Source organism: Pseudenhygromyxa sp. WMMC2535 (assembly GCF_011083025.2).
On record NZ_JABJWV010000001.1, the window covers coordinates 2,786,327 to 2,805,357 of the forward strand.

The following is a 19,031-nucleotide window of genomic DNA, read 5'->3' on the forward strand; positions in this document are numbered from 1 at the left end:
AGGCGTGCTGCTTCGAGCAGTACACCGCGGCCTGTTCGGCACGAGCCTTCCCACCCTTCTCAAAAGACCCAACACATCGTCCCGCCGCGAGGCTGGCTCGCTGCCTGCACAGCGGCTCGAGTGCCAGGCGGATCTCGTGTCGCTCGCCGCCCCCGAGGGCTCTACAATGGTCCAGACATGGGCACGCGAGAGTACGAGCGTCTGCGCCGGGCGATCGCCGGTCGCCGCCTGCCCTGCGCCTTCGTCGACCTCGATCGCTTCGACGCCAACGCCGAGACCCTGGTCGCGCGTGCCGGCGGCAAGGCGCTGCGCGTCGCCAGCAAGTCGCTGCGCTGCGTCGCCTTGCTGCGCCGCGTGCTCGCGCGCGAGGGCTTCGCGGGGATCATGGCCTACTCCCCCGGCGAGGCCGCGTGGCTCCACGACCAGGGCTTCGACGACATCCTCGTCGCCTATCCCAGCGTCGAGCGCCTCGAGCTCGCGGCGGTGATCGAGGGGGTCGCTCGCGGGGCGAGCATTCGCTTGATGGTCGATGATCGGGATCAGGTCCTGCTCCTCGAACGCCTGGTCGCGGCGGCGATCACCGGCGGGCTCGCGGCGCGGCCGCTCGAGCTGTGCGTGGACCTCGACGTGTCCAACGAGCTGCCGGGGCTGCACCTCGGGGTCCGGCGCTCGCCGCTGCGGGACCTCGAGGCGCTGCTCGAGCTCGCCGCGTTGATCGCCGAGTGCGAGCACCTGAAGCTGGTCGGGCTGATGGGCTACGAGGCGCAGATCGCCGGCGTCCCCGACGACCTCCCCGGCCAGCGCGCCCGCAACCTGCTCGTGCGCGCCGCCGCGGGGCCGGGGATCCTCGCCCTGCAGGCGCATCGCCGCGCGGCGGTCGAGGCCCTGCGCGGCGAGGGCTTCGCGCTCGCGCTCGTCAACGGCGGGGGCACGGGCAGCCTCGAGAGCAGCCGCGAGGACGCGTCGCTGACCGAGCTCAGCGCGGGCTCGGGGCTGTTCGCGCCGACGCTCTTCGATCACTACCGCAGCTTCGCGCACCACCCCGCGGCCGGCTTCGCGCTGCCCGTTGTTCGCCGGCCCACACAGACCATCGTGACCTGCGCCGGCGGGGGCTACGTGGCCTCGGGGCCCGGCGGAGACGACCGCCTCCCGCAGCCTTGGCTGCCCCCCGGCGGGCGCCTGCTCGAGCACGAGGGCGCCGGCGAGGTCCAGACCCCCGTGGCCTTCCCCTCGCGGGTGCAGCTGGCCCTCGGCGAGCCGGTCTTTTTTCGCCACGCCAAGGCAGGCGAGCTGTGCGAGCGCTTCTCGAGCTTGCTGCTGATCCGCGCCGGAGAGGTCGTCGACGTCGTCCCGACCTACCGCGGCGAGGGTCAGTGCTGGCTGTGAGCGTCGGCCAGGATCCCCCGGGCGAGCTCGACGAGCAGGCGCACGCCGTAGCCCGTCGCCCCGGGACCAAAGCACTCGCGGGCGAACTCCGTATGCGACTTGCCGGCGATGTCGAGGTGGGCCCAGGGGGAGCGCACGAAGGCGCGCAAGAAGGCCGCCGCCGAGCTGGCCGCGCCAAAGGGCGCGCCCACGTTGCGCAGGTCCGCCTTGTGGTGGAGCAGCTCGCGCTCGTGGAGCTCGTGGATCGGCATCGGCCACAGCAGCTCGCCGCTGCGCTGACCCGCGGCCTCGAGCAGGGCGCGGGCCCGGTCCTCGTTGCAAAATAGCCCCGCGTAGGCCTCGCCCAGGCCGGCGTGGATCGAGCCGGTCAAGGTCGCGACGTCGACGGTGAGCGCGGCCTCGGGCCCGTGCTCGCGCAGCCAGGCCAAGGTGTCCGCGAGGGCCAGGCGCCCCTCCGCGTCCGTGTCCTCGACGTAGACCGTGGTCCCGTCGCAGGCCCGCAGCACGTCGCCGGGCTTGTAGGCCAGGGCGTCGACGCAGTTCTCCGTCAGCGGGCACATCGCGAGCACGTCGATCGGCAGGCCGAGGGCGTCGATGGCCAGCATCGCGCCGATCACCGCCGTGGCCCCGCACTTGTCGTGGGTCAGCTCGTGCAGGGTCGGCCCGGCCTTGAGGTTGTAGCCGCCGGTGTCGTGGGTGATGCCCTTGCCGACCAAGCTGAGGTCGACGGGCTCGATGATCTCTTCGGTCTCTTTGGTCTCTTCAGTCTCTTCGATCTCTTCGGCTCGATCGTCTGTCTGCGCGCGCGCTCGCCCGCGGTGCTCGAGGAGGAGGACGCAGCCGCGGCTGGGGGCGCCCGCGTCGACGGCGGTGAACAGGCCCATGCCCGCGGCCTCGGCCTCGGCGGCGGAGATCGTCGACAGCTGGAGCCGGGCCCCGCGGCGCTCGAGCTCGGCGCGGACCCGGGAGACGATGTCCGCGGCGGCGCCGTGGTTGCTCGGGAGATCGCCGAGCACGCGGGCGAAGTTGGTGGCCTCGGTCACCGCCACGCGCTCGCGCAGCCGCGGGCCGAGGGCAGGGTCTGGGTTCGGGTCGGGCGCGCACACGCTGATCCGCCGCAGGCTGCTGTCCGAGCAATTCTCCGGGGTCGGCTCGCTGCGCTCCCAGGCCCGGGCGTCGTGGCCACGCAGCAGCATGCCCTCGACCACCAAGCTCGGATCGATGTCCTCCGGCCAGGCGATCAGCGCGACCTGCTTCGAGCCGAGCAGATCACAGGCGCGCTCGATCTGAGCGCCAGCCACCCGCGCGGCCCGGCGCTCCTGGATCGCCCAGGTCTCGCGGCCGAGGCTGCCCGCGTGGCCGTTGAGGTACTCGAGGCTCGGATCCCAAGGCTCGGGCTGCTTGCCCAGGCAGTAGCAGAGCATCCGCGGCGTGGGCAGGGAGCGCGTCTCGAGCCAGGTGATGGCCTCCGGGCGCGTCGAGACCATGCTGGCCGCGTCCGGGTGGAGCTTCGTGCTCAGGGGGAGCTGGAGGAGGCCGCGGCGGGGGGCTCGAAATACGACCAGGTAGGTGTCTGCGCTGATCTTCGTGGGGGATCGTTGGCTGAACGTGACTCGCAAGCTCTGGACAGCCTAGCAGCCGTGCCCGGGAGGGGGACGAGAGCTCGCCTCGAGTCCCCTTCGAGGCGCACTTTCGATCTTTCGATCGGGGCACCTCCGTCATGCCTGACATCCATGTCAGAGCTGACGCGCCCAAAACTGCCGCCTCGTCAACTCACGTATTGGAGATCCTTGGGTATTTGGTGCTTGGCATCGAGGCTGCTATGTGTGTCGGCCCGTCAGTCGGCAACGCGGCTTGAATCCCCCCTCGCCGGCCCCGTCGGTTGACGGCTCCCCCCGGCCCTACGGCCCCTGACAAAGAGACAATCAGGAGACGACATGCTCAAGAACATTTCCTTCCTTACCGCTGCCGCTGTGCTCGGCGCTTCCTTGTTCACCAGCGCCTGCGTCGTGACCGTCGGCGACGACGTCTCGGACGACACCTCGAGCGACGACGGGGACGACGAAGCGACCACCGACGACGGCGAGACCGAGGCCGGCACCGATGACGGCGAGACCGACGGCACCGACGACGACGTCGGCACCGAGACCGACGGCGAGACCGACGGCGACACGGGCACCGACGAGTCCGACACGGGCGCCATCATCGGTATGTGCGGCTGGGACAACAACGCCGGCTACTACGACTGCGGCTTCGAGGGTGCGGACCCCGGTGGCACCAACGACATCGAGTGCCCCGAGGGCCTCGAGGCGGGCGCGCTGTGCTCGGACTTCGGGCTCTCCGGCGTGGGCTGCTGCGACGCCGACGGCAACAACTGGTACTGCGGCGAGGAGGGCGACGAGGAGGTCGTGGTCCTCGTCGAGTGCGACCCCGCCTGATCGGCGCTCGCAGCCAGGAACGAGAGCGCGCGCCTTCGGGCCGCGCTCTTTTTCTTTGTCCGCTCGAAGCTCGCTCAGGGCTCGCTCGAAGCTCGCTCGATCAGGGCGCGCCGAGGACGACGGTCCAGTAGTGCTGGCGCTCGAGCACGTCGTCCTCGCTGAAGTAGCGGCCCGCGCCGAGCTGCGTGGCCTCGGCGTTCATGAGGTTGCGGCAGTGGCCGGTGCTGGTCATCCAGCTCTCGACCAGGGCGTCGACCTCGGGGTGACCGGCGGCGACGTTTTGGCCGAGGACGCTGCCCTCGTAGCCGGCCATGGCCGCGCGATCGCTGGGTGTCAGCTCGTCCGGCGAGCTGCCGCCGACGAAGCCGAGCTCGGCCATGTCGAGGCTGTGGACCCGCGCGGCGCAGCGCAGGGCGGGGTCCATGGTCAGCGGTTCGGTGGCTGCGAAGACCTCGTCGCTGCCGCAGATCGCCCCCTCGGCGCGGCGCTCGTTGATGGCCGCGAGCAGCGCGAGCTCGTCCTCGCGCCACTCGCTCTCCCACGACGCGACGCCCTCGCACCAGGCGATATCGGGGACATCCGGGCCGTCGCCGTCGTCGCTGGCGCAAGCGGCGAGCAGGGAGAGGGCGATGGCGAGGGGCATGCCGCGGCGGCGAAGGGCCATGGCCGCGATGATAACCGCTCGCGTCGGCGCCCGGGGCCCGGGTCTGATAGCCTCCGCGGACCTTGATCGACGCTCGCGCCGACCTCCCGGGGCCCTCGCGGCCGCTGACCTACGTGGGCATCTTCGCCGTCGCGCTCTCGAGCCTCATGCTCGAGGTCCTGACGACGCGGATCACCAGCGTCATCGCCTGGTACCACCTTTCCTTCTTCGTGATCTCCCTGGCGATGCTCGGGATGACCGCCGGCGCCGTGGCGGTGTTCTTGATGCCCAAGGTGTTCGCCGACGAGCTCGTGCCCCGGCGCCTGGTCCAGACCTCGCTGGCGCTCGCGGCCGTGGGTCCGCTGGCGATCGGCATGGCCATGTCGATCCCGCTGATGCCCATCGACGACCTGATGGGCTTCTTCACGCTGCTGACCTACGGCGGCGCCCTGGCCCTGCCCTTTGGCCTGGCCGGGGTGACCCTGACCCTGGCGCTGACCCGGGCCAAGCTGCCCGCGTCCACGGCCTACGGCGTCGACCTGCTCGGCGGGGCCGCGGGCTGCGGCCTCGTCATCCCCCTGCTCGACCGCCTCGACGCCCCGAGCGCGGCCCTGGTCGCGTCTTGCGTGGCGGCCCTCGGCGCCCTGGCCTTCGCCGCGGCCCAGCGTCCCCGCGGCTGGGGGCGCACGCGCAACCTGCTCTTCGCCGGCGGCCTGGCGACCGCGCTGCTCTCCCTGGGCCTGGCCAACGCCGAGGCCGAACCGCCGCCGCTGCGCCCGGCCTGGGTCAAGGGCGCCCCCGAAGACCCCGACTTCTTCGAGTACACCGGCTGGAACACCTACTCGCGGGTCACCGTCGAGAAGACCATCGAGGCCCCGCCGGGGATGTGGGCGGGCAGCCGGCTGATGCCCCCCGAGGCGGCCGCGCCCACGCGCCAGCGGATCATCCGCATCGACGGCGCGGCGGCCACGACCTTGCTCGAGCACGGCGACGAGCTCGACCACCACGCCCACGTCGACTGGGACATCACGAGCTTCGCCCACCACCTGCGCCCCGACGGCCCGGCCGCGGTGATCGGCGTTGGCGGCGGGCGCGACGTGATCGCGGCCGCGCGCGCGGGCCACGAGCAGATCGTCGGCGTCGAGCTCAACGACCTGATCGTCGCGCTGCACACCGAGCGCATGGCCGACTTCTCGCGCCTGACGCAGATCCCCGGCGTCGAGCTGGTCCCCGCCGAGGCGCGCAGCCACATGGAGGGCGAGACCCGGCGCTTCTCGGTGATCACCATGTCGCTGATCGACACCTGGGCGTCGACCGGGGCCGGGAGCTACAGCCTGTCGGAGAACGGCCTGTACACCGCCGAGGCCTGGGAGGTGTTCGTCGACCGCCTCGAGCCGGGTGGCATCTACACGGTCTCGCGCTGGTACCACCCCAACTCGCCGGGGGAGACCGCGCGCATGCTCGCCCTGGCCATGGAAGTGCTGTGGCGCCGCGGCGTCGAGGACCCGCGCCAGCACCTGGTCTTGCTGCAAAATTTCAACGTCGCGACCTTGCTGCTCTCGCCCGATCCCTTCTCCGACGCCGACCTCGACGCCATGCAGGCCGCGGCCGTCGCCAAGGGCTTCTCGATGCTGGCGACCCCGCGGCGCTCGCCCTCGGCCCACGTCGAGCTCCTGCGCGAGCTGTGGTCCGTGGAGGATTCGGCCGCGCTGTGGGCCTGGGCGAAGTCCCAGACCCTCGACCTCACGCCGCCGACCGACGACCGCCCCTTCTTCTTCAACATGCTCGAGCCCGGGACCTGGCTCGACGACCCCGAGTCCGTCGACGCCCTCGACGTGTCCTTCCTCGGCAATCTCCAGGCCACCCAGACCCTGGTCTGGGCGACCCTGGTCAGCGTGCTGCTCACGGGGCTGACCGTGCTCGGCCCGCTCATGGCCCGGCGCCGCGAGCTGCTCGAGGTCGACTGGATCGACCTGCTCGCGGCCACGCTCTACTTTGGGCTGATCGGCCTGGGCTTCATGTTCGTGGAGATCGGCCTGCTCTCGCGGCTCAACGTGTTCCTGGGTCACCCGACCGTGGCCCTGGCGGTGCTCCTGGGCGGGATCATCTCGTTCACCGGCGTCGGCAGCATGCTCTCGGGCAAGCTGAAGGTCGACCACGGCGGGCGCGTGGCCCAGCTCTACCCGGTGGTGCCCTTCGTCGTCGTGCTCGTCGCGGTCCTGGCCTCGGGCCCGCTGACCCAGGCCTTCGTGGGCGCGTCCTTGGGCGCGCGCGTGGCGGTGGGCCTGGTGACCGTGGCCGTACCCGCGCTGGGCATGGGCCTGGGCTTCCCCATGGGCCTGCGGCTGATCCAGCGCCGCCGCGAGATCGACGGCGGCCCCGAGCTCGGCCCGTGGCTGTGGGGGATCAACGGCGCCGCGGGGGTCTGCGCGAGCGGCCTGGCCCTCGGCTGCTCCATGGTCTGGGGCGTGCCCGTGACCTTGGCCGTGGGCGCGCTTTGCTACCTCGTGCTCCTGCCCTGCACCTGGCGCCTGGGTCGCTGAGCCGCACGACTTGCGCCCGACAGGGTCCACGAGGATCGGCCATGCTCCGGGGAGCATGAGCGAGTCGAGCCAGCCCACGCTCTACCCGATCTTGCGCTGGTCGGTCCCCGTGCACGCGCTGCTCCCGGCGCTGATCGCCCTGGCCGTGGCCCAGGGCGGCGAGCTGGGCGAGGCCGTCAGCATGTGGTCGTGGGTGGGGATCCACGTGCTCTTCCCCGTGGCCCTGGTGCTCAGCTACCCGTGGTGGCGCGGCCGGGGAGACCAGCTCGCCGCCGTGCTGATCATCAACCACGCCGTGACCTTCGCGGTCGGCGTCGCTTTGATCAGCTGGTGGTGACACTTTCGCGCGCGCTCGGTGTTCAAAGCCCCGAGAGCCTGCACCATGCACCGAAGCCCCTACGCGCTCACTCCCCTTCGCCTGTTCTCCTTTGCCTGGCTGTGCGCCGCGAGCTCGATGGCCGTGGTCGGGGTCGGAGGCTGCCAGGACCCCGGCAGCGCCAGCGACGACGACGTCGGTGACGCCGGCGAGACCGAAGACGCCGGCGGGAGCGAAGACACCGGCGAGACCGGCGAAGACCTGGTCCCGACCTTCTGGCAGGACGTCGCGCCGATCTACTACGACAGCTGCGTCGAGTGTCACCGCGAGGGCAGCATCGCCCCCTTCGCCCTCGACAGCTACGAAGACGCCGCCGCCTGGGCCGAGGTCGCGGCCCTGTCCGTCGAGACCCGGCAGATGCCCCCGTGGCTGGTCACCGACGACGGCAGCTGCGGGGAGTGGGCCAACTCGCGGGCCCTCTCGCAGGCCGAGATCGACACGATCCTCGCCTGGGTCGACGGCGGCCGCCTGGAGGGCACGCCCCGCGATGACCTCGCCGTGCCCGAGATCCCCGGCCTCGAGGGCGCCACCCTCTACACTACGCCGACCTTCACCCCCGAGCCCGAAGGCGGCGTGTTCGCCGAGAATGACGAGTACCGCTGCTTCTCGATCGACCCCGAGCTCGACGCGGACACCTTCCTCACCGGCTACGAGGTCACCCCTGGCAACGACGCCCTCGTCCACCACCTCCTGCTCATGCCCGTGGACCCCGAGGGCGCCTCGGAGCTCGACGGGCTCAGCAACCTCGAGGTCATCGAGGCCCTCGACGCCGAGTCACCGGATCGCCTGGGCTGGCCGTGCTTTGGCGCCGCGGGCGACGGGGTCAACGTCGAGGGCATCCCCGTGACCTGGGCGCCGGGCCAGGGCGTGGTCGACTTCCCCGCGGGCTCCGGCGTCCGCGTCACCCCCGACGAGCTCTTCGTGGTCCAGATCCACTACAACATGGCCGACCCCGAGGTCCTCGGGCAGTCGGACAGCACGACGGTGGGGCTGCGCTTCGCGGACAGCGTCGAGCGCGAGGGGCTCTTCGACCTCCCCGACGGCCTGCTCGAGAGCCTCTTCGAGGGCGAGCCGGACGCCCTGCCCCCGGGCGAGGAGGCCTACGAGTACACCTGGGAGCTCGAGGTCAGCGACTACCTCTACTGGCTCGGCAAGCAGCAGTTCGAGCTGTGGGGCTTCTTCCCGCACATGCACGACTACGGGATCTCGCTGCGCGCCCGGGTCCTCGACGCCGAGGGCCAAGAGCTCAGCTGCGTCGGCGATGTCCCGCGCTGGGACTTTGGCTGGCAGCTCTACTACTTCTACGAGCAGCCGATCATCCTCGAGCATGGCCAGCGCCTGGAGGTGACCTGCACCTTCGACACGCGCAGCAGCGACGAGGCGATCTTGCCGGGCTGGGGGACGCACAACGAGATGTGCCTGGCGGGGATCTACCTGCTCTAGTGTGCGCGCCAGAGGACTTGAAGGGTCTCAGGCGCCGGACCGCCGGTCGCTGACGAGGCGCGAGGAGGGAGTTTGTCGGGCACAAATGACTGACGAGCAACGAAGTCAGCGGCCGGTGCTCCAAGCCTGGGGCCCTTCAAGTCCTCTGGCGCGCACACTAGCCCGTCGCGGCCCGCATCGTGTCGCCCTGGCCGAGCATCCCCTGGAGCTCGTCGACACGCGAGACGAGCTGGCGAGGATCGAGCCCGACGACCTCCAGCGCCATGCGCTCGGCGATGGCGTCGACGGAGGACTCGATGATCGCGGTGATGCGTCCGAGCTTGGCGATGCTCACGGTGATCAGCCGCGCCGAGCTCGCCCAAAAGCCGAGGCCGGTGAGCGCGTAGCCGGTGACCAGGCGATCCCCATAGCGCGGCATGTTCTCGCTGAGCCAGCGCCGCGCCTCGGTCGTCGGGAAGGGCGAGCCGTGCTCGACCGCGACCATCAGACCCGCGACTGCGTAGCGCTCGAGCGCACGATCGATGATCTCGAAGGTCCGCAGCGCATCCTCTACTCCGGTCGGGGCTCCGTTGATGACCCGGTATATGACCGGTCCATCGCTGGCGAGCACCTCCGCGTCCGTGCGGTGGTGGAGCTGTATGTTCACGGCGGCAAGCATAGTCCGATTCCTCGAAGGGGGGGCATTGGAGCGCATAAACGAGCGATGTGGAGACGCTCGCTGGTCGCCGGGTCTGTCGGTACCTTGCCCGCCGCGCTCTTCGCTTGACGGCGCGCGATGCGGGGGAGAACCTTGTACGCCCCGATGGCGCCCCTGGATCAGATCAGCGCGGACCGACCGGCGCTCGACACCACCGCGCAGATCGAGACGCCGGAGCACGTGCGCTTCGGCTATCCGCTCGCGGGGCCGACGCGCAGAGCACTCGCGTACCTCATCGACCTGCTGATCCGCTTCGGGGTGCTGCTCGTGATCGCCCTGCTCGTCAGCCTCGTCGACGTGGCCACGGGCATGGACGGGGTGACCACGGGGGCGCTGCTCGTGGTCTATTTCGCCCTCGACTGGTTCTACTACGTGCTCTTCGAGACGCTGTGGAGCGGGCGCTCGCCGGGCAAGCGGGCCCTGCGGCTGCGCGTGGTCGGCCAGGACGGGCACTCGCTCACCGTGCTCGACTCGGTGTTGCGCAACCTGCTGCGCGCCGCGGACTTCCTGCCCTTCGGCTACGCGGTCGGCCTGGTGATCATGGGCCGAGATCCGATGTTTCGTCGCTTTGGAGACATGGTCGCGGGCACGGTGGTGGTCGTCGAGGAGCGGGGCACGGTCACCTCGCAGCTGCAGCTGCACCCGCCGCCCACGGTGCAGGAGCTCGCGGAGCTGCCCGCGCGCCCGCCCTTGTCGCGCACCGAGCTCGAGGCCATCGAGCTGTTCTTGCGCAGGCGGGGCACCCTCGCGCCGCTGCGCGAGCTCGAGCTGGCCCAGCTCGTCGCGCCGATCTTCGCCCGGCGCATGGGCCTGCGCTACCAGGACCCGGTCCGCTTCCTGGGCCTGATCTACGTGCGAGCCCGCGGCGACGAGGGCGTGACGCCGGTGGCCCCGAAGCCCGGGGGTCGGCGCGGTTGGTGGGGGCCAAACAGCAACTCGGTGCTCAACCAGCCGCCGAGCGCCGGTGGAGGCTGGCCATGAGCGCCGCCACGCGCAGCGGGCGAGCCAAGCAGGGCGCCGAAGATCAAGACGCCTTCATCGCCCGGCGCAAGCGCAGCTGGGAGGAGCTCGAGGCGCTGCTGAGCGTGGGCAAGGAGCTCCACCGCCGCGACGGCGCGGAGATCTCCCAGACCGCGAGCCTGTACCGCAGCGTCTGCGCCGACCTCATGCGCGCGCGGGCGAGCTACGGGCCGGAGCTGGTCCGCTACCTCGACGGCCTGGCCGCGCGCAGCCACAACACCCTCTACGGCACCCGCGCCTACCGGCTGATCGCCCTGTGGGAGCTCGTCGCCCGCGACTTCCCCCGGACCTTGCGCCGGCGCTGGCGCTTCTTCGCCCTGGCCTCGGCGCTCTTCTACCTGCCCTTCATCTTTGGCCTGCTGGGCACGCTGGCGTCCTCGGACTTCGCAACCACCATCTTGCCGCCGCAGCAGCTGGCGATGATGGAGGAGATGTACCAGCAGGGCTTCGACGCCGGCCGCGACGCCGCCGAGGACTCGGCCATGGCGGGCTTCTACGTGCTCAACAACGTCGGCATCGCCTTTCGCTGCTTCGCCACGGGGATCTTGTTTGGGGTCGGGAGCCTGTTCTTCTCGATCTACAACGGCCTGGTCATCGGCGTGACCTTGGGCTGGGTGATCCGCGTGGGCTACGGCGCCAACATCCTCACCTTCATCTGTAGTCACGGCCCCTTCGAGCTCACGGCCATCGTGATCTCCGCCGGCGCCGGCCTGCAGATGGGCTGGGCGCTGATCAAGACCGACGGCCTGACCCGGCTGGCCTCGCTGCGCGCCCAGGCCCGGGAGCTCGGGCACCTGATCATGGGCGCGGCGGCCATGCTGGTGATCGCCGCGGGGCTCGAGGGCTTTTGGTCGCCCTCTTCGCTGCCGCCGCCGGTCAAGTGGACGGCCTCGGGGGTGTTCACGCTGCTGGTGATCGCCTGGCTGGGCTTCGGCGGCCGGGCCCGGCGCCCGCACCCCAGCCCGCTCGGGGCGACCACCGGCGGGGCGACCTGGGCCAAGGGCTCGAGCAAGGGGCGGCCAGCGTGAAGCTCGACGCCGCGCGCATCGTGCTGCGCCCGCGCAGCATGGCCGAGCTCCTCGACCTCGCGCTGCGCTTTTGCAGCGAGCCGGCGGCCAAGCTCTACGCCAAGCTCGGGGCGCTGACCTTGCTCCCGGCCTGGCTGCTGTGCTGCGCCGCCGCGTTCTTGCTCGACTGGAGCTGGGTCGACGTCTGGCTGCTGGCGGTGGCCCTGGCCACGCCGATCCAGGGCGTGTTCACCGTGGCCGTCGGGCGCAAGATGTTCGCCGAGGAGGTCAGCGTGGGCGAGGTCCTCCTCCAGTTCTGGCGGCGCTTCTTCCCCTACATGGGCGCGCTCATCGTCAGCCGGCTCTTCCTCGGCCTGGGCGGCCTGGGCTTCTTCACGGTCATCTTGCCGATATGGGTCTGGGCCCGGGTGGCCTATGTCCACGAGGCCTGCCTGCTCGAGCAGGCCAGCGCCGTGGGCTCCCTGACTCGGGCCGGGAACATGATCAAGGGCAGGGCGCCCGGCGCCGCCGGCATGCTGCTGCTCATGACCCTGGGAGTGTGCGCCTTCGTGCTGTCTGCCGAGCTGCTGATCAACAACGGCCTGCTCGAATTCCTGCTCCAGGTCGGCACGCCCCTCGGCTCGCTCTTCTACAGCGGCGGCTCGGCGGCGGCCCTGTTCGGCTTCTTCCTCGCCGTGCCCTTTTGGTCGACGGCGCGCTTTTTGTCCTACATCGATCAGCGCACGCGCCTCGACGGCTGGGACATCCAGCTGCGCTTCATGGCGATCCAGGCGGCCGACGCTGACGAGCACGAGCGAGGGGCCGCGTGAGCGCTGGCCTCGTCTTGCTGGTCGGCCTGCTCGCGGCCGAGCCCACCACCTCCAAGTCGGCCGGGGCGGCGATCGAGGAGATCTTCGAGGACGAGCGCTACCTCTTTTGTCAGCGCGGCAACGACTACGTGCCCGAGGACGACATCGACCTGCGCTGGTGCGAGATCGCCCGAGACAGCCACCTGATCGACCGCTGCCCCGGCTTCGCCGCGGTCTGTGAGCGCGAGCCCGACTGGCGAAACCACTACCGCAGCTCGAAGTCCGGGGAGGGCGAGGGCGAGTGGGTGAGGGTGCGCGAGGAGGGGGAGGCCGAGGGGGAGGCCGAGGGGGAGGCCGAGGAGGGGGAGGCCGAGGGAGAGGGCGGCGGCGAGGAAGACGAGCGCGCCGAGGGCAGGGAGGTCGAGCTTCCAGACAGCGCTGGCGAGGAGGACGCTGGCGAGGAGGCGTCGAGCGAGGCGGAGGAGGAGCGCTCGACGCCCGAGCCCGAGCTCGAAAAGAAGGACCCCCCCGAGGAGGTCGAGATCGAGCTACCAAATCTCGGCGGCTTCGCGCGGGTGCTGATGTGGCTGGTGATCGCCGCCGCCGTCTTGGGGATCGCCTACGCGATCGCGCGCAACTTCATCCGCGACGACGACGAGGACGACGAGGACGACGAGCCGCTGCCCGAGGACAGCCCGGACAGCTCGCTGGTCGCGGCCAAGGTCGCGGCCAAGCGGGTGATCGAGACCGACGTCCAGCGCCTGCTGCGGCTGGCCGAGGAGGCCGCGGCCCGGGGCGAGTACGAGGAGGCGATCCACGACGCCTACGCGGCCTTGCTGCGCCGCCTCGAGGGGGATCACCTGATCGCCGTCGACCCCTGGAAGACCAACGGCGACTACATCCGGGAGCTGCGCGCCAAGCCCGAGCTACGCAACGAGCTGCGCGCCGTGGTCCGCGAGGTCGAGCAGATCAAATTTGGCAGCGCGGCGGCCGAGGGCGCGCGCTATGCCAGCGTGCGCGCCAAGGTCCTGGGGATCGTCGGCCGGGCGATGCTCGCCGCGGCGCTGGGCGTCGGCCTGGGCAGCCAGCTCAGCTGCGAGCTCGACGACTTCGACGAGGGCCCCGCGAGCGAGCGCGGCCAGGAGCGCGAGCGGGCCATGGCCCTCGCGGGCCTCGGCAACGGGCCGCAGGGCGCCCGGGCCATCGCCGAGCTGCTCTACCGCCAGGGCATCGAGAGCGGGCGGCGCTTCGAGCCCCTGGATCAGCTCGACACCAGCAGCGGCGCGATCGTCTTGCTCGAGGACGCCGAGCCCGAAGCCGAGATGTGGCCCGAGCTGCTCGACTGGGTCGAGGCGGGCAACACCTTGGTGATCGCCAACGGCCGCGAGCTCCCCGACGAGCTCGGCGTCGACTACAGCGTCGACTTCCACGCCGACCCCGCGCTCACGCCTGGCTACAGCCACCACTTCATCGAGCTCGAGCTGCGCGCGCCCCTGGGTCGGATCGTCGTGACCGGGCTCGGCTACGGCTCCTCCAGGACGCTGGCGGAGCGGCCGGCCACCGGCGAGAACGCGGACCAGGAGGTGAACTGGTGGTACGACCAGGGCGACGAGCCGGCCTCCACGCCCGCGCAGAACTACGTCGTCGATCGCCGCCTCGGGGACGGCCACGTGGTGGTCTTCTCCGAGCCCGACATGTTCCACAACGCGTCGCTGATCGTCGACGACAACGGCGCGTTCTTGGTCAACCTCTTCATCGAGCTCGAGCTCGAGGAGGTCGCCTTCGTGCTCGCGGGCAGCTGCGGCTGCAAGCACATCGACGGGGGCGCGAGCACGGAGCAGGGCGAGGGCGCCGACAACCCCTTCGAGAGCGTGCAAAACAGCAAGCTCGGCTGGCTCTTCATCCAGATCCTGGTGTTCCTGGCCGTGCTCTACGCCGCCGTCGGCCTGCCCTTCGCCAGGCTGCGCGAGCCTCTTCGCCGCAAGCGCCGGGCTTTCGCCGAGCACGTGCGGACCTTGGGTCAGCGCTACGCCCAGGCCCGGGCTTCGCGTCACGTCGCGGCGCTCTACGCCAGCTGGGCGCTCGAGCGCCTGCGCGAGCGGGCCTCTGGGCGCGCGAGCCGGGCCAGCCTCCACGGCCTCGCCGTCGGCCTCGCCGCCCGCACGGGCCGCGACGAGGCCGAGCTGATGAAGCTGCTGCTCATGGCCAACGACCTGCGCGAGGCCCCCGCGGAGGGCGAGCGCGGCTCGGCCCGCGACCTCGAGATCATGCGTCAGCTGGCGCGACTGCTCGAGGAGACCGGGGGCGCCCGCTAGCGCTCCTCTCCTCTTCGACACCCTTCGACACCGAAGCTCACCAGACCATGCACCTTCAAGAATTCGCCCAGGCATTCGCTGCCGCCCGCGCCGAGGTCGGCCGCGTGCTCCTTGGCCAAGAGGACGTCGTCGAGCACGTGCTCCTGGCGATCTTCGCCCGCGGCCACGTGCTCATCGAGGGTGTCCCCGGCCTCGGCAAGACCTTGCTCGTCCGCACCCTCGGGCGGGTGCTGGGCTGCGAGTTCAAGCGCATCCAGTTCACCCCGGACCTGATGCCCAGCGACGTCACCGGCGGCAACGTCTTCAACCAGCAGCAAAACCAGTTCATGTTCCTGGCCGGGCCGGTGTTCACCCAGCTGCTGCTCGCCGACGAGATCAACCGCGCCCCGGCCAAGACCCAGTCGGCGCTGCTCGAGGCCATGCAGGATCGCTCGGTCACCGTCGACGGCGCGACCCGGCCGCTGCCCCGCCCCTTCTTCACCATCGCCACGCAAAACCCCGTCGAGTCCCAGGGCACCTACCCCCTGCCCGAGGCCCAGCTCGACCGCTTCTTGATGAAGATCAACGTCGACCACCCCGAGCGCGGCGTCGAGCGGGCGATCCTCCAAAATTACGTCCAGGGCTTCGACCCCTCGGACCTCGACAGCGTGGGCATCCGCCAGCTGATCAGCGCCGAGCAGCTCGTGGCCATGCAGACCGCGGTCAGCACCGGCGTGGGCGTGCGCGAGGACATCCTCGACTACATCACCGACCTCGTCAGCCGCACCCGTTCGCACCGCTCGATCTACCTCGGCGCCTCGCCGCGCGCGTCGATCTCCCTGCTCAACTGCGCCCGGGCCCGGGCCGCCAGCGAGGGCCGCGACTTCGTGATCCCCGACGACGTCAAGTGGCTGGCCCCGGCGATCCTCCGCCACCGCCTGGTCCTGCACCCCGACGCCGAGATCGAGGGCGTGACCGCCGACGACTGCGTGCAGACGATCCTGCGCGAGGCCACGGTGCCTCAGACCGCGGCCTGAGCCCCTCTCGCGTCCCTCTCCCCTCTCGCCCGGCCGCCATGCTCGTCCCCAACCGCACCCTCGTCTGGCTAGCGATCGTGCCGGTGATCCTCGCCGCCATGGTCCCCTTCGACGAGTCGCTGAAGCAGCCGATGTGGATCGTCGACGCGGGCCTGGTGACCCTCGCGCTGCTCGACGCCGCGCTGACCCGGGGCAAGCTCGTGACCCTCAGCCGGCGCTGCCCCGAGGTGTTCTCGATCGGCCGGCAAAACCCGGTGACCATCGAGCTGCGCTCCCGGGCGCGGCGGCGTCTGAAGGTCGAGCTGACCTGTGAGCTCTTCGATCACGCCGAGGCGCCGGAGCTGCCGCTGACCGTCAAGCTGCGCCCGGGTCGGCGGGCGGTCGAGCGCTTTCGGATCACCCCGCGCAAGCGCGGCGCCCACGTGCTCGGCGACATGATCGTGCGCTACCCGAGCGCGCTCGGCCTGTGGAAGAAGCAGGTCCGCTTCCCCGCCCACCAGCGCGTGCGCGTCTACCCCGACGTCCAGCAGGTCCGGACCTGGGAGCTGCTCGCCCGCCAGGATCGCCAGCACGCGCTGATGCGGACCAGCCGGCGCCTGGGCGGCGAGTCGGAGTTCGAGCAGCTGCGCGACTACAGCCGCGACGACGAGTTCCGCTCGATCGACTGGAAGGCGACCGCGCGCCGCGGCAAGCTCACCGCCCGCCAGTATCAGCTCGAGAGCAATCAAAACGTGGTCTTCGCCCTCGACGCCGGGCGGACCATGACCGCCGAGGCCGAGGGCATCTCGCTCTACGACCACGCCCTCAACGCGAGCTTGATGCTCGCCCACGTGGCCTCGCGCGGCGGCGACCGGGTGGGCCTGCTCAGCTACGCCGACACGCTCCAGACCCTCGTCCCGCCCAGCGGCGGGCGCAAGGCGGTGCAGAAGCTGATCCAGGCCAGCTACGCCCTGCACCCGGAGCTCGTCGAGTCCGACCCCGAGCAGGCCTTTCACCTGCTCAACTCGCGCATCCGTCAGCGGACCATGGTGGTGATCTTCACCCAGGTCATCGACGAGCGCGCCGCCGAGGAGCTGCTGCGGATCAGCCGTGGGCTCTACCCGCGCCACCTCCCGCTGATCGTGCTCTTTCGTGACCTCGAGGTCGACGCCCTGCTCGAGGGTCGCCTGGCCGCGGACGGCAGCCCCGCCCCGCAGGCGAGCGCGGCGATGTCGACGAGCGCCGCGCCGGTCGCCCTCGGCCCGCGCCGGGCGAGCGACTTGGACCTATACACGCGGGGCGCAGCGGCTGGATTGTTGAGCTGGCGCGAGGGCTTGATTCGTCAGCTCAAGGGCCAGGGGGCGCTGATCTTGGACGTCAGCCCGCGGGATCTGACGCCGGCTTTGATCAATCGTTACCTCGAGATCAAGGCCCGACACCTGCTCTGAATTTGGCGATGAGTGTCGGAAAATGAGGTGATGGCCGAGGTTGGTGAATGGGCTAACCTCGGTGGCATGACGAAGCTTTCGCCTAGAAATGGACTCGTTCGAAGGGCCGCGCTCTCGACCGTCGTCATGACGACGGGTTGTGGGCCCTCGCTCCCCGAGGTCGACTACGAGAGCGAGCACGCCCGCGTCGGGGTGAGTGATCCCGAGCTGGCCCTTTGCGCCGGCAACCTCGCTGACATCGACGCCGAGATCGAGCGCATCGACGCCACCTACGAGCTCGAGGTCCCACGCAAGAGCTCGCTTTGGATCGTCGAAGACGAGCTCTACGAAGACTTCTGCCCGGAAAGCTCATCGGGCTGCGTGGTGAGAGAGGGGGCCTTCGTTCGCGAACACAAAACGGGCGGGATCTGGCACGAGCTCGTTCATGATCGCACGGGCTGGACCGAGGGCGGCTCGCTCAATTTCGGTCACACGATCTTCACCGAGGGTCTGGCGGTCGCGCTCGGGCGAGCGCGCTGTGAGCCCAAGGTTGCCTGGGATCTTCCAGATGCCCAGACCATGCTCGAAGGGGGGAGCACTGGGGCGCTGAAGGACATCCCTCACGGCTACTTCACCGCGGGGCAGCTGGTTCGTTGGTTGCTGCTGACCCATGGCGTGCAGGCGCTCAAGGATTTCATCTACAGCATCGACTGGAGGATGTCCCCCGACGAGGTCCGGGCGCACTACAGCGCGGCCTTTGGCACGAGCATCGACGACGACGTTCGGGATCACATCAGCTGGGGCGCCGAGGGCCACCACCGCTTCGAGCTCGGCTGCCGCGGCGCAGAGCTCGAGCCCGAGCCCGACAGCCTCCGGCCGAGCTACGCGCTCCAGGCCACCCTCGATTGCAGCGCCGCCGACGTGCGCAGCAACTTCGAGCGCGACGAAAACGACGCCTCCGAGGGCCGCGTCGAGTGGGTGCTGCACGTCGACGGCGAGCAAGGGGAGGTGTACGGCTTCGAGCTCGTGGGCGATGTCCCCGAGGGCACCACGCTGGAGATCGAGGCTTGCGATTGCAAGGGCTCGTTCCTCAGCCAATGGCTGCCGTCACTTCCTCTCTCGCTGCGCGGGCTCGAGCCCGGCGACTACCGCCTGGTCTGGACCGGCCCGCTCGACGCCGGCCACGAGCTCGACGTCAGCTTGGTCGGCGACTGCGACATGGCGCTACAAGACTGCCCCGCGGGAGAGCAGTGCTTCTACGGTAGCTGCGAGCCGGAGGTCTCGGATCCCGCCGGCTCTGGCGAGCCGTGTACGCAGCTCGACGATGGTCCGCTGGCCTGCGACGCAGGGCTCTACTGCCTCGGGGTGGAGACCGGTGTCGGCACCGAGGGCTGGTGCGCGGCGCTGTGCGAGCTCGACGAAGACTGCCCACAGGGCCAGCAGTGCGGCGGCTTTGGCGTGTGCGGCGATCCCTGTGATGTCTACGCGCAGGACTGCGACGCGGGCTACGCCTGCACGCCGCGGGCGGATCAGCAAGGGACCTGCATCCCCCACGGCGGCGGCGGCCTGCTCGACGCGTGCATCGCCAACAGCTGCGGACCAGGGTTCTCGTGCGAATGGGATGACGAGCTCGATGGCTGCGACGGGTGGCTTGGGGGCTGCTGCGTGCCGATCTGCGCGCTCGAGGAGCCGGCGTGCCCGGAGGCGCTGCCGAGCTGCGAGGACCTCGGGGGCTATGGGGTGTGTAAGCCTTGAGGCTGACTCATGTCCAAGAGTGAAGGTGGCCGTTGAGCAACTATTCTTGGACATTCTTTTATCGAAAGTAGGGGAGTGGGCGGAACAGGACTCGAACCTGTGACCCCCGCGGTGTAAGCACGGTGCTCTAACCAACTGAGCTATCCGCCCGGAGCCGCGCACCCTAGCAGAGCCGGG

15 protein-coding genes and 1 tRNA gene are annotated in these 19,031 nt (G+C 70.5%); 12 read left to right on the top strand and 4 right to left on the bottom strand.

The window, feature by feature from the left end:
- Positions 1–177 precede the first annotated feature (177 nt).
- Complete coding sequence (locus G6O69_RS10705; protein WP_172303415.1) at positions 178–1,386, top strand: amino acid deaminase/aldolase; 1,209 nt, start codon at positions 178–180, stop codon at positions 1,384–1,386.
- Here the strand turns inward: G6O69_RS10705 and G6O69_RS10710 are convergent.
- A complete protein-coding gene (locus tag G6O69_RS10710) occupies positions 1,371–3,005 on the bottom strand; it encodes a hypothetical protein (protein WP_172303416.1) in 1,635 nt (544 codons plus the stop codon). The two genes, G6O69_RS10705 and G6O69_RS10710, sit on opposite strands and share 16 nt — an antisense overlap.
- Before the next feature lie 318 nt (positions 3,006–3,323).
- On the opposite strand from G6O69_RS10710, the gene G6O69_RS10715 reads away from it, so the two are divergent.
- Positions 3,324–3,824 carry a hypothetical protein gene (locus G6O69_RS10715; protein WP_176396757.1) on the top strand — a complete coding sequence of 167 codons (501 nt, stop codon included), beginning with the start codon at positions 3,324–3,326 and terminating at the stop codon, positions 3,822–3,824.
- A gap of 100 nt (positions 3,825–3,924) precedes the next feature.
- Here G6O69_RS10715 and G6O69_RS10720 read toward each other — a convergent pair whose 3' ends face one another.
- Positions 3,925–4,488 (bottom strand): CAP domain-containing protein, encoded by a 564-nt coding sequence (locus tag G6O69_RS10720; protein WP_172303418.1) that lies wholly within the window; start codon positions 4,486–4,488, stop codon positions 3,925–3,927.
- A gap of 62 nt (positions 4,489–4,550) precedes the next feature.
- Here G6O69_RS10720 and G6O69_RS10725 point away from each other — a divergent pair, with 62 nt between their 5' ends.
- The 3 genes from G6O69_RS10725 to G6O69_RS41535 are packed head-to-tail and all read left to right on the top strand — an operon-like array spanning position 4,551 to position 8,829.
- Positions 4,551–7,010, top strand: coding sequence for a hypothetical protein (locus tag G6O69_RS10725; protein WP_172303419.1), 2,460 nt, complete (start codon positions 4,551–4,553; stop codon positions 7,008–7,010).
- Between the two features lie 55 nt (positions 7,011–7,065).
- Positions 7,066–7,347, top strand: a complete 282-nt coding sequence (locus G6O69_RS10730; RefSeq protein WP_172303420.1) for a hypothetical protein — start codon at positions 7,066–7,068, stop codon at positions 7,345–7,347.
- Positions 7,348–7,392: 45 nt separating this feature from the next.
- A complete protein-coding gene (locus G6O69_RS41535) occupies positions 7,393–8,829 on the top strand; it encodes a hypothetical protein (RefSeq protein ID WP_172303421.1) in 1,437 nt (478 codons plus the stop codon).
- 157 nt (positions 8,830–8,986) lie between these two features.
- On the opposite strand, the gene G6O69_RS10740 is transcribed toward G6O69_RS41535, so the two are convergent.
- The gene (locus G6O69_RS10740; protein WP_172303422.1) at positions 8,987–9,475 is read right to left on the bottom strand and encodes a hypothetical protein; all 489 of its coding nucleotides are present in this window, start codon (positions 9,473–9,475) and stop codon (positions 8,987–8,989) included.
- A gap of 156 nt (positions 9,476–9,631) precedes the next feature.
- Here G6O69_RS10740 and G6O69_RS10745 point away from each other — a divergent pair, with 156 nt between their 5' ends.
- The 7 genes from G6O69_RS10745 to G6O69_RS10775 all read left to right on the top strand — a co-directional run bounded on the left by G6O69_RS10745 (position 9,632) and on the right by G6O69_RS10775 (position 18,854).
- A complete protein-coding gene (locus tag G6O69_RS10745; RefSeq protein ID WP_172308194.1) occupies positions 9,632–10,507 on the top strand; it encodes an RDD family protein in 876 nt (291 codons plus the stop codon).
- Positions 10,504–11,574, top strand: a complete 1,071-nt coding sequence (locus tag G6O69_RS10750; RefSeq protein ID WP_172303423.1) for a stage II sporulation protein M — start codon at positions 10,504–10,506, stop codon at positions 11,572–11,574. Before G6O69_RS10745 ends, G6O69_RS10750 begins: the two co-directional genes overlap by 4 nt.
- Positions 11,571–12,383 (top strand): hypothetical protein, encoded by an 813-nt coding sequence (locus tag G6O69_RS10755; RefSeq protein WP_172303424.1) that lies wholly within the window; start codon positions 11,571–11,573, stop codon positions 12,381–12,383. Before G6O69_RS10750 ends, G6O69_RS10755 begins: the two co-directional genes overlap by 4 nt.
- Entirely contained in the window at positions 12,380–14,677 is a 2,298-nt protein-coding gene (locus G6O69_RS10760; protein ID WP_172303425.1) for a DUF4350 domain-containing protein, read from the top strand. The genes G6O69_RS10755 and G6O69_RS10760 overlap by 4 nt, the downstream gene beginning before the upstream one ends.
- A gap of 47 nt (positions 14,678–14,724) precedes the next feature.
- Positions 14,725–15,693, top strand: a complete 969-nt coding sequence (locus G6O69_RS10765) for a MoxR family ATPase (protein WP_172303426.1) — start codon at positions 14,725–14,727, stop codon at positions 15,691–15,693.
- A 38-nt stretch (positions 15,694–15,731) separates the two neighbouring features.
- Positions 15,732–17,120 carry a DUF58 domain-containing protein gene (locus G6O69_RS10770; protein WP_172303427.1) on the top strand — a complete coding sequence of 463 codons (1,389 nt, stop codon included), beginning with the start codon at positions 15,732–15,734 and terminating at the stop codon, positions 17,118–17,120.
- A gap of 126 nt (positions 17,121–17,246) precedes the next feature.
- On the top strand, positions 17,247–18,854 hold the full coding sequence (locus G6O69_RS10775; protein ID WP_172303428.1) for a hypothetical protein: 1,608 nt from the start codon (positions 17,247–17,249) through the stop codon (positions 18,852–18,854).
- Positions 18,855–18,930: 76 nt separating this feature from the next.
- Here the strand turns inward: G6O69_RS10775 and G6O69_RS10780 are convergent.
- Positions 18,931–19,004: transfer RNA gene (locus G6O69_RS10780), tRNA-Val, on the bottom strand.
- Between the last annotated feature and the right edge of the window lie 27 nt (positions 19,005–19,031).

Coding starts and splice junctions, on each gene's coding strand:
- G6O69_RS10770 (WP_172303427.1), top strand. CDS start 15,732: ATGCTCGTCCCCAACCGCACCCTCGTCTGGCTAGCGATCGTGCCGGTG.
- G6O69_RS10720 (WP_172303418.1), bottom strand. CDS start 4,488: ATGGCCCTTCGCCGCCGCGGCATGCCCCTCGCCATCGCCCTCTCCCTG.
- G6O69_RS10705 (WP_172303415.1), top strand. CDS start 178: ATGGGCACGCGAGAGTACGAGCGTCTGCGCCGGGCGATCGCCGGTCGC.
- G6O69_RS10745 (WP_172308194.1), top strand. CDS start 9,632: ATGGCGCCCCTGGATCAGATCAGCGCGGACCGACCGGCGCTCGACACC.
- G6O69_RS10765 (WP_172303426.1), top strand. CDS start 14,725: ATGCACCTTCAAGAATTCGCCCAGGCATTCGCTGCCGCCCGCGCCGAG.
- G6O69_RS10715 (WP_176396757.1), top strand. CDS start 3,324: ATGCTCAAGAACATTTCCTTCCTTACCGCTGCCGCTGTGCTCGGCGCT.
- G6O69_RS41535 (WP_172303421.1), top strand. CDS start 7,393: ATGCACCGAAGCCCCTACGCGCTCACTCCCCTTCGCCTGTTCTCCTTT.
- G6O69_RS10775 (WP_172303428.1), top strand. CDS start 17,247: ATGACGACGGGTTGTGGGCCCTCGCTCCCCGAGGTCGACTACGAGAGC.
- G6O69_RS10730 (WP_172303420.1), top strand. CDS start 7,066: ATGAGCGAGTCGAGCCAGCCCACGCTCTACCCGATCTTGCGCTGGTCG.
- G6O69_RS10750 (WP_172303423.1), top strand. CDS start 10,504: ATGAGCGCCGCCACGCGCAGCGGGCGAGCCAAGCAGGGCGCCGAAGAT.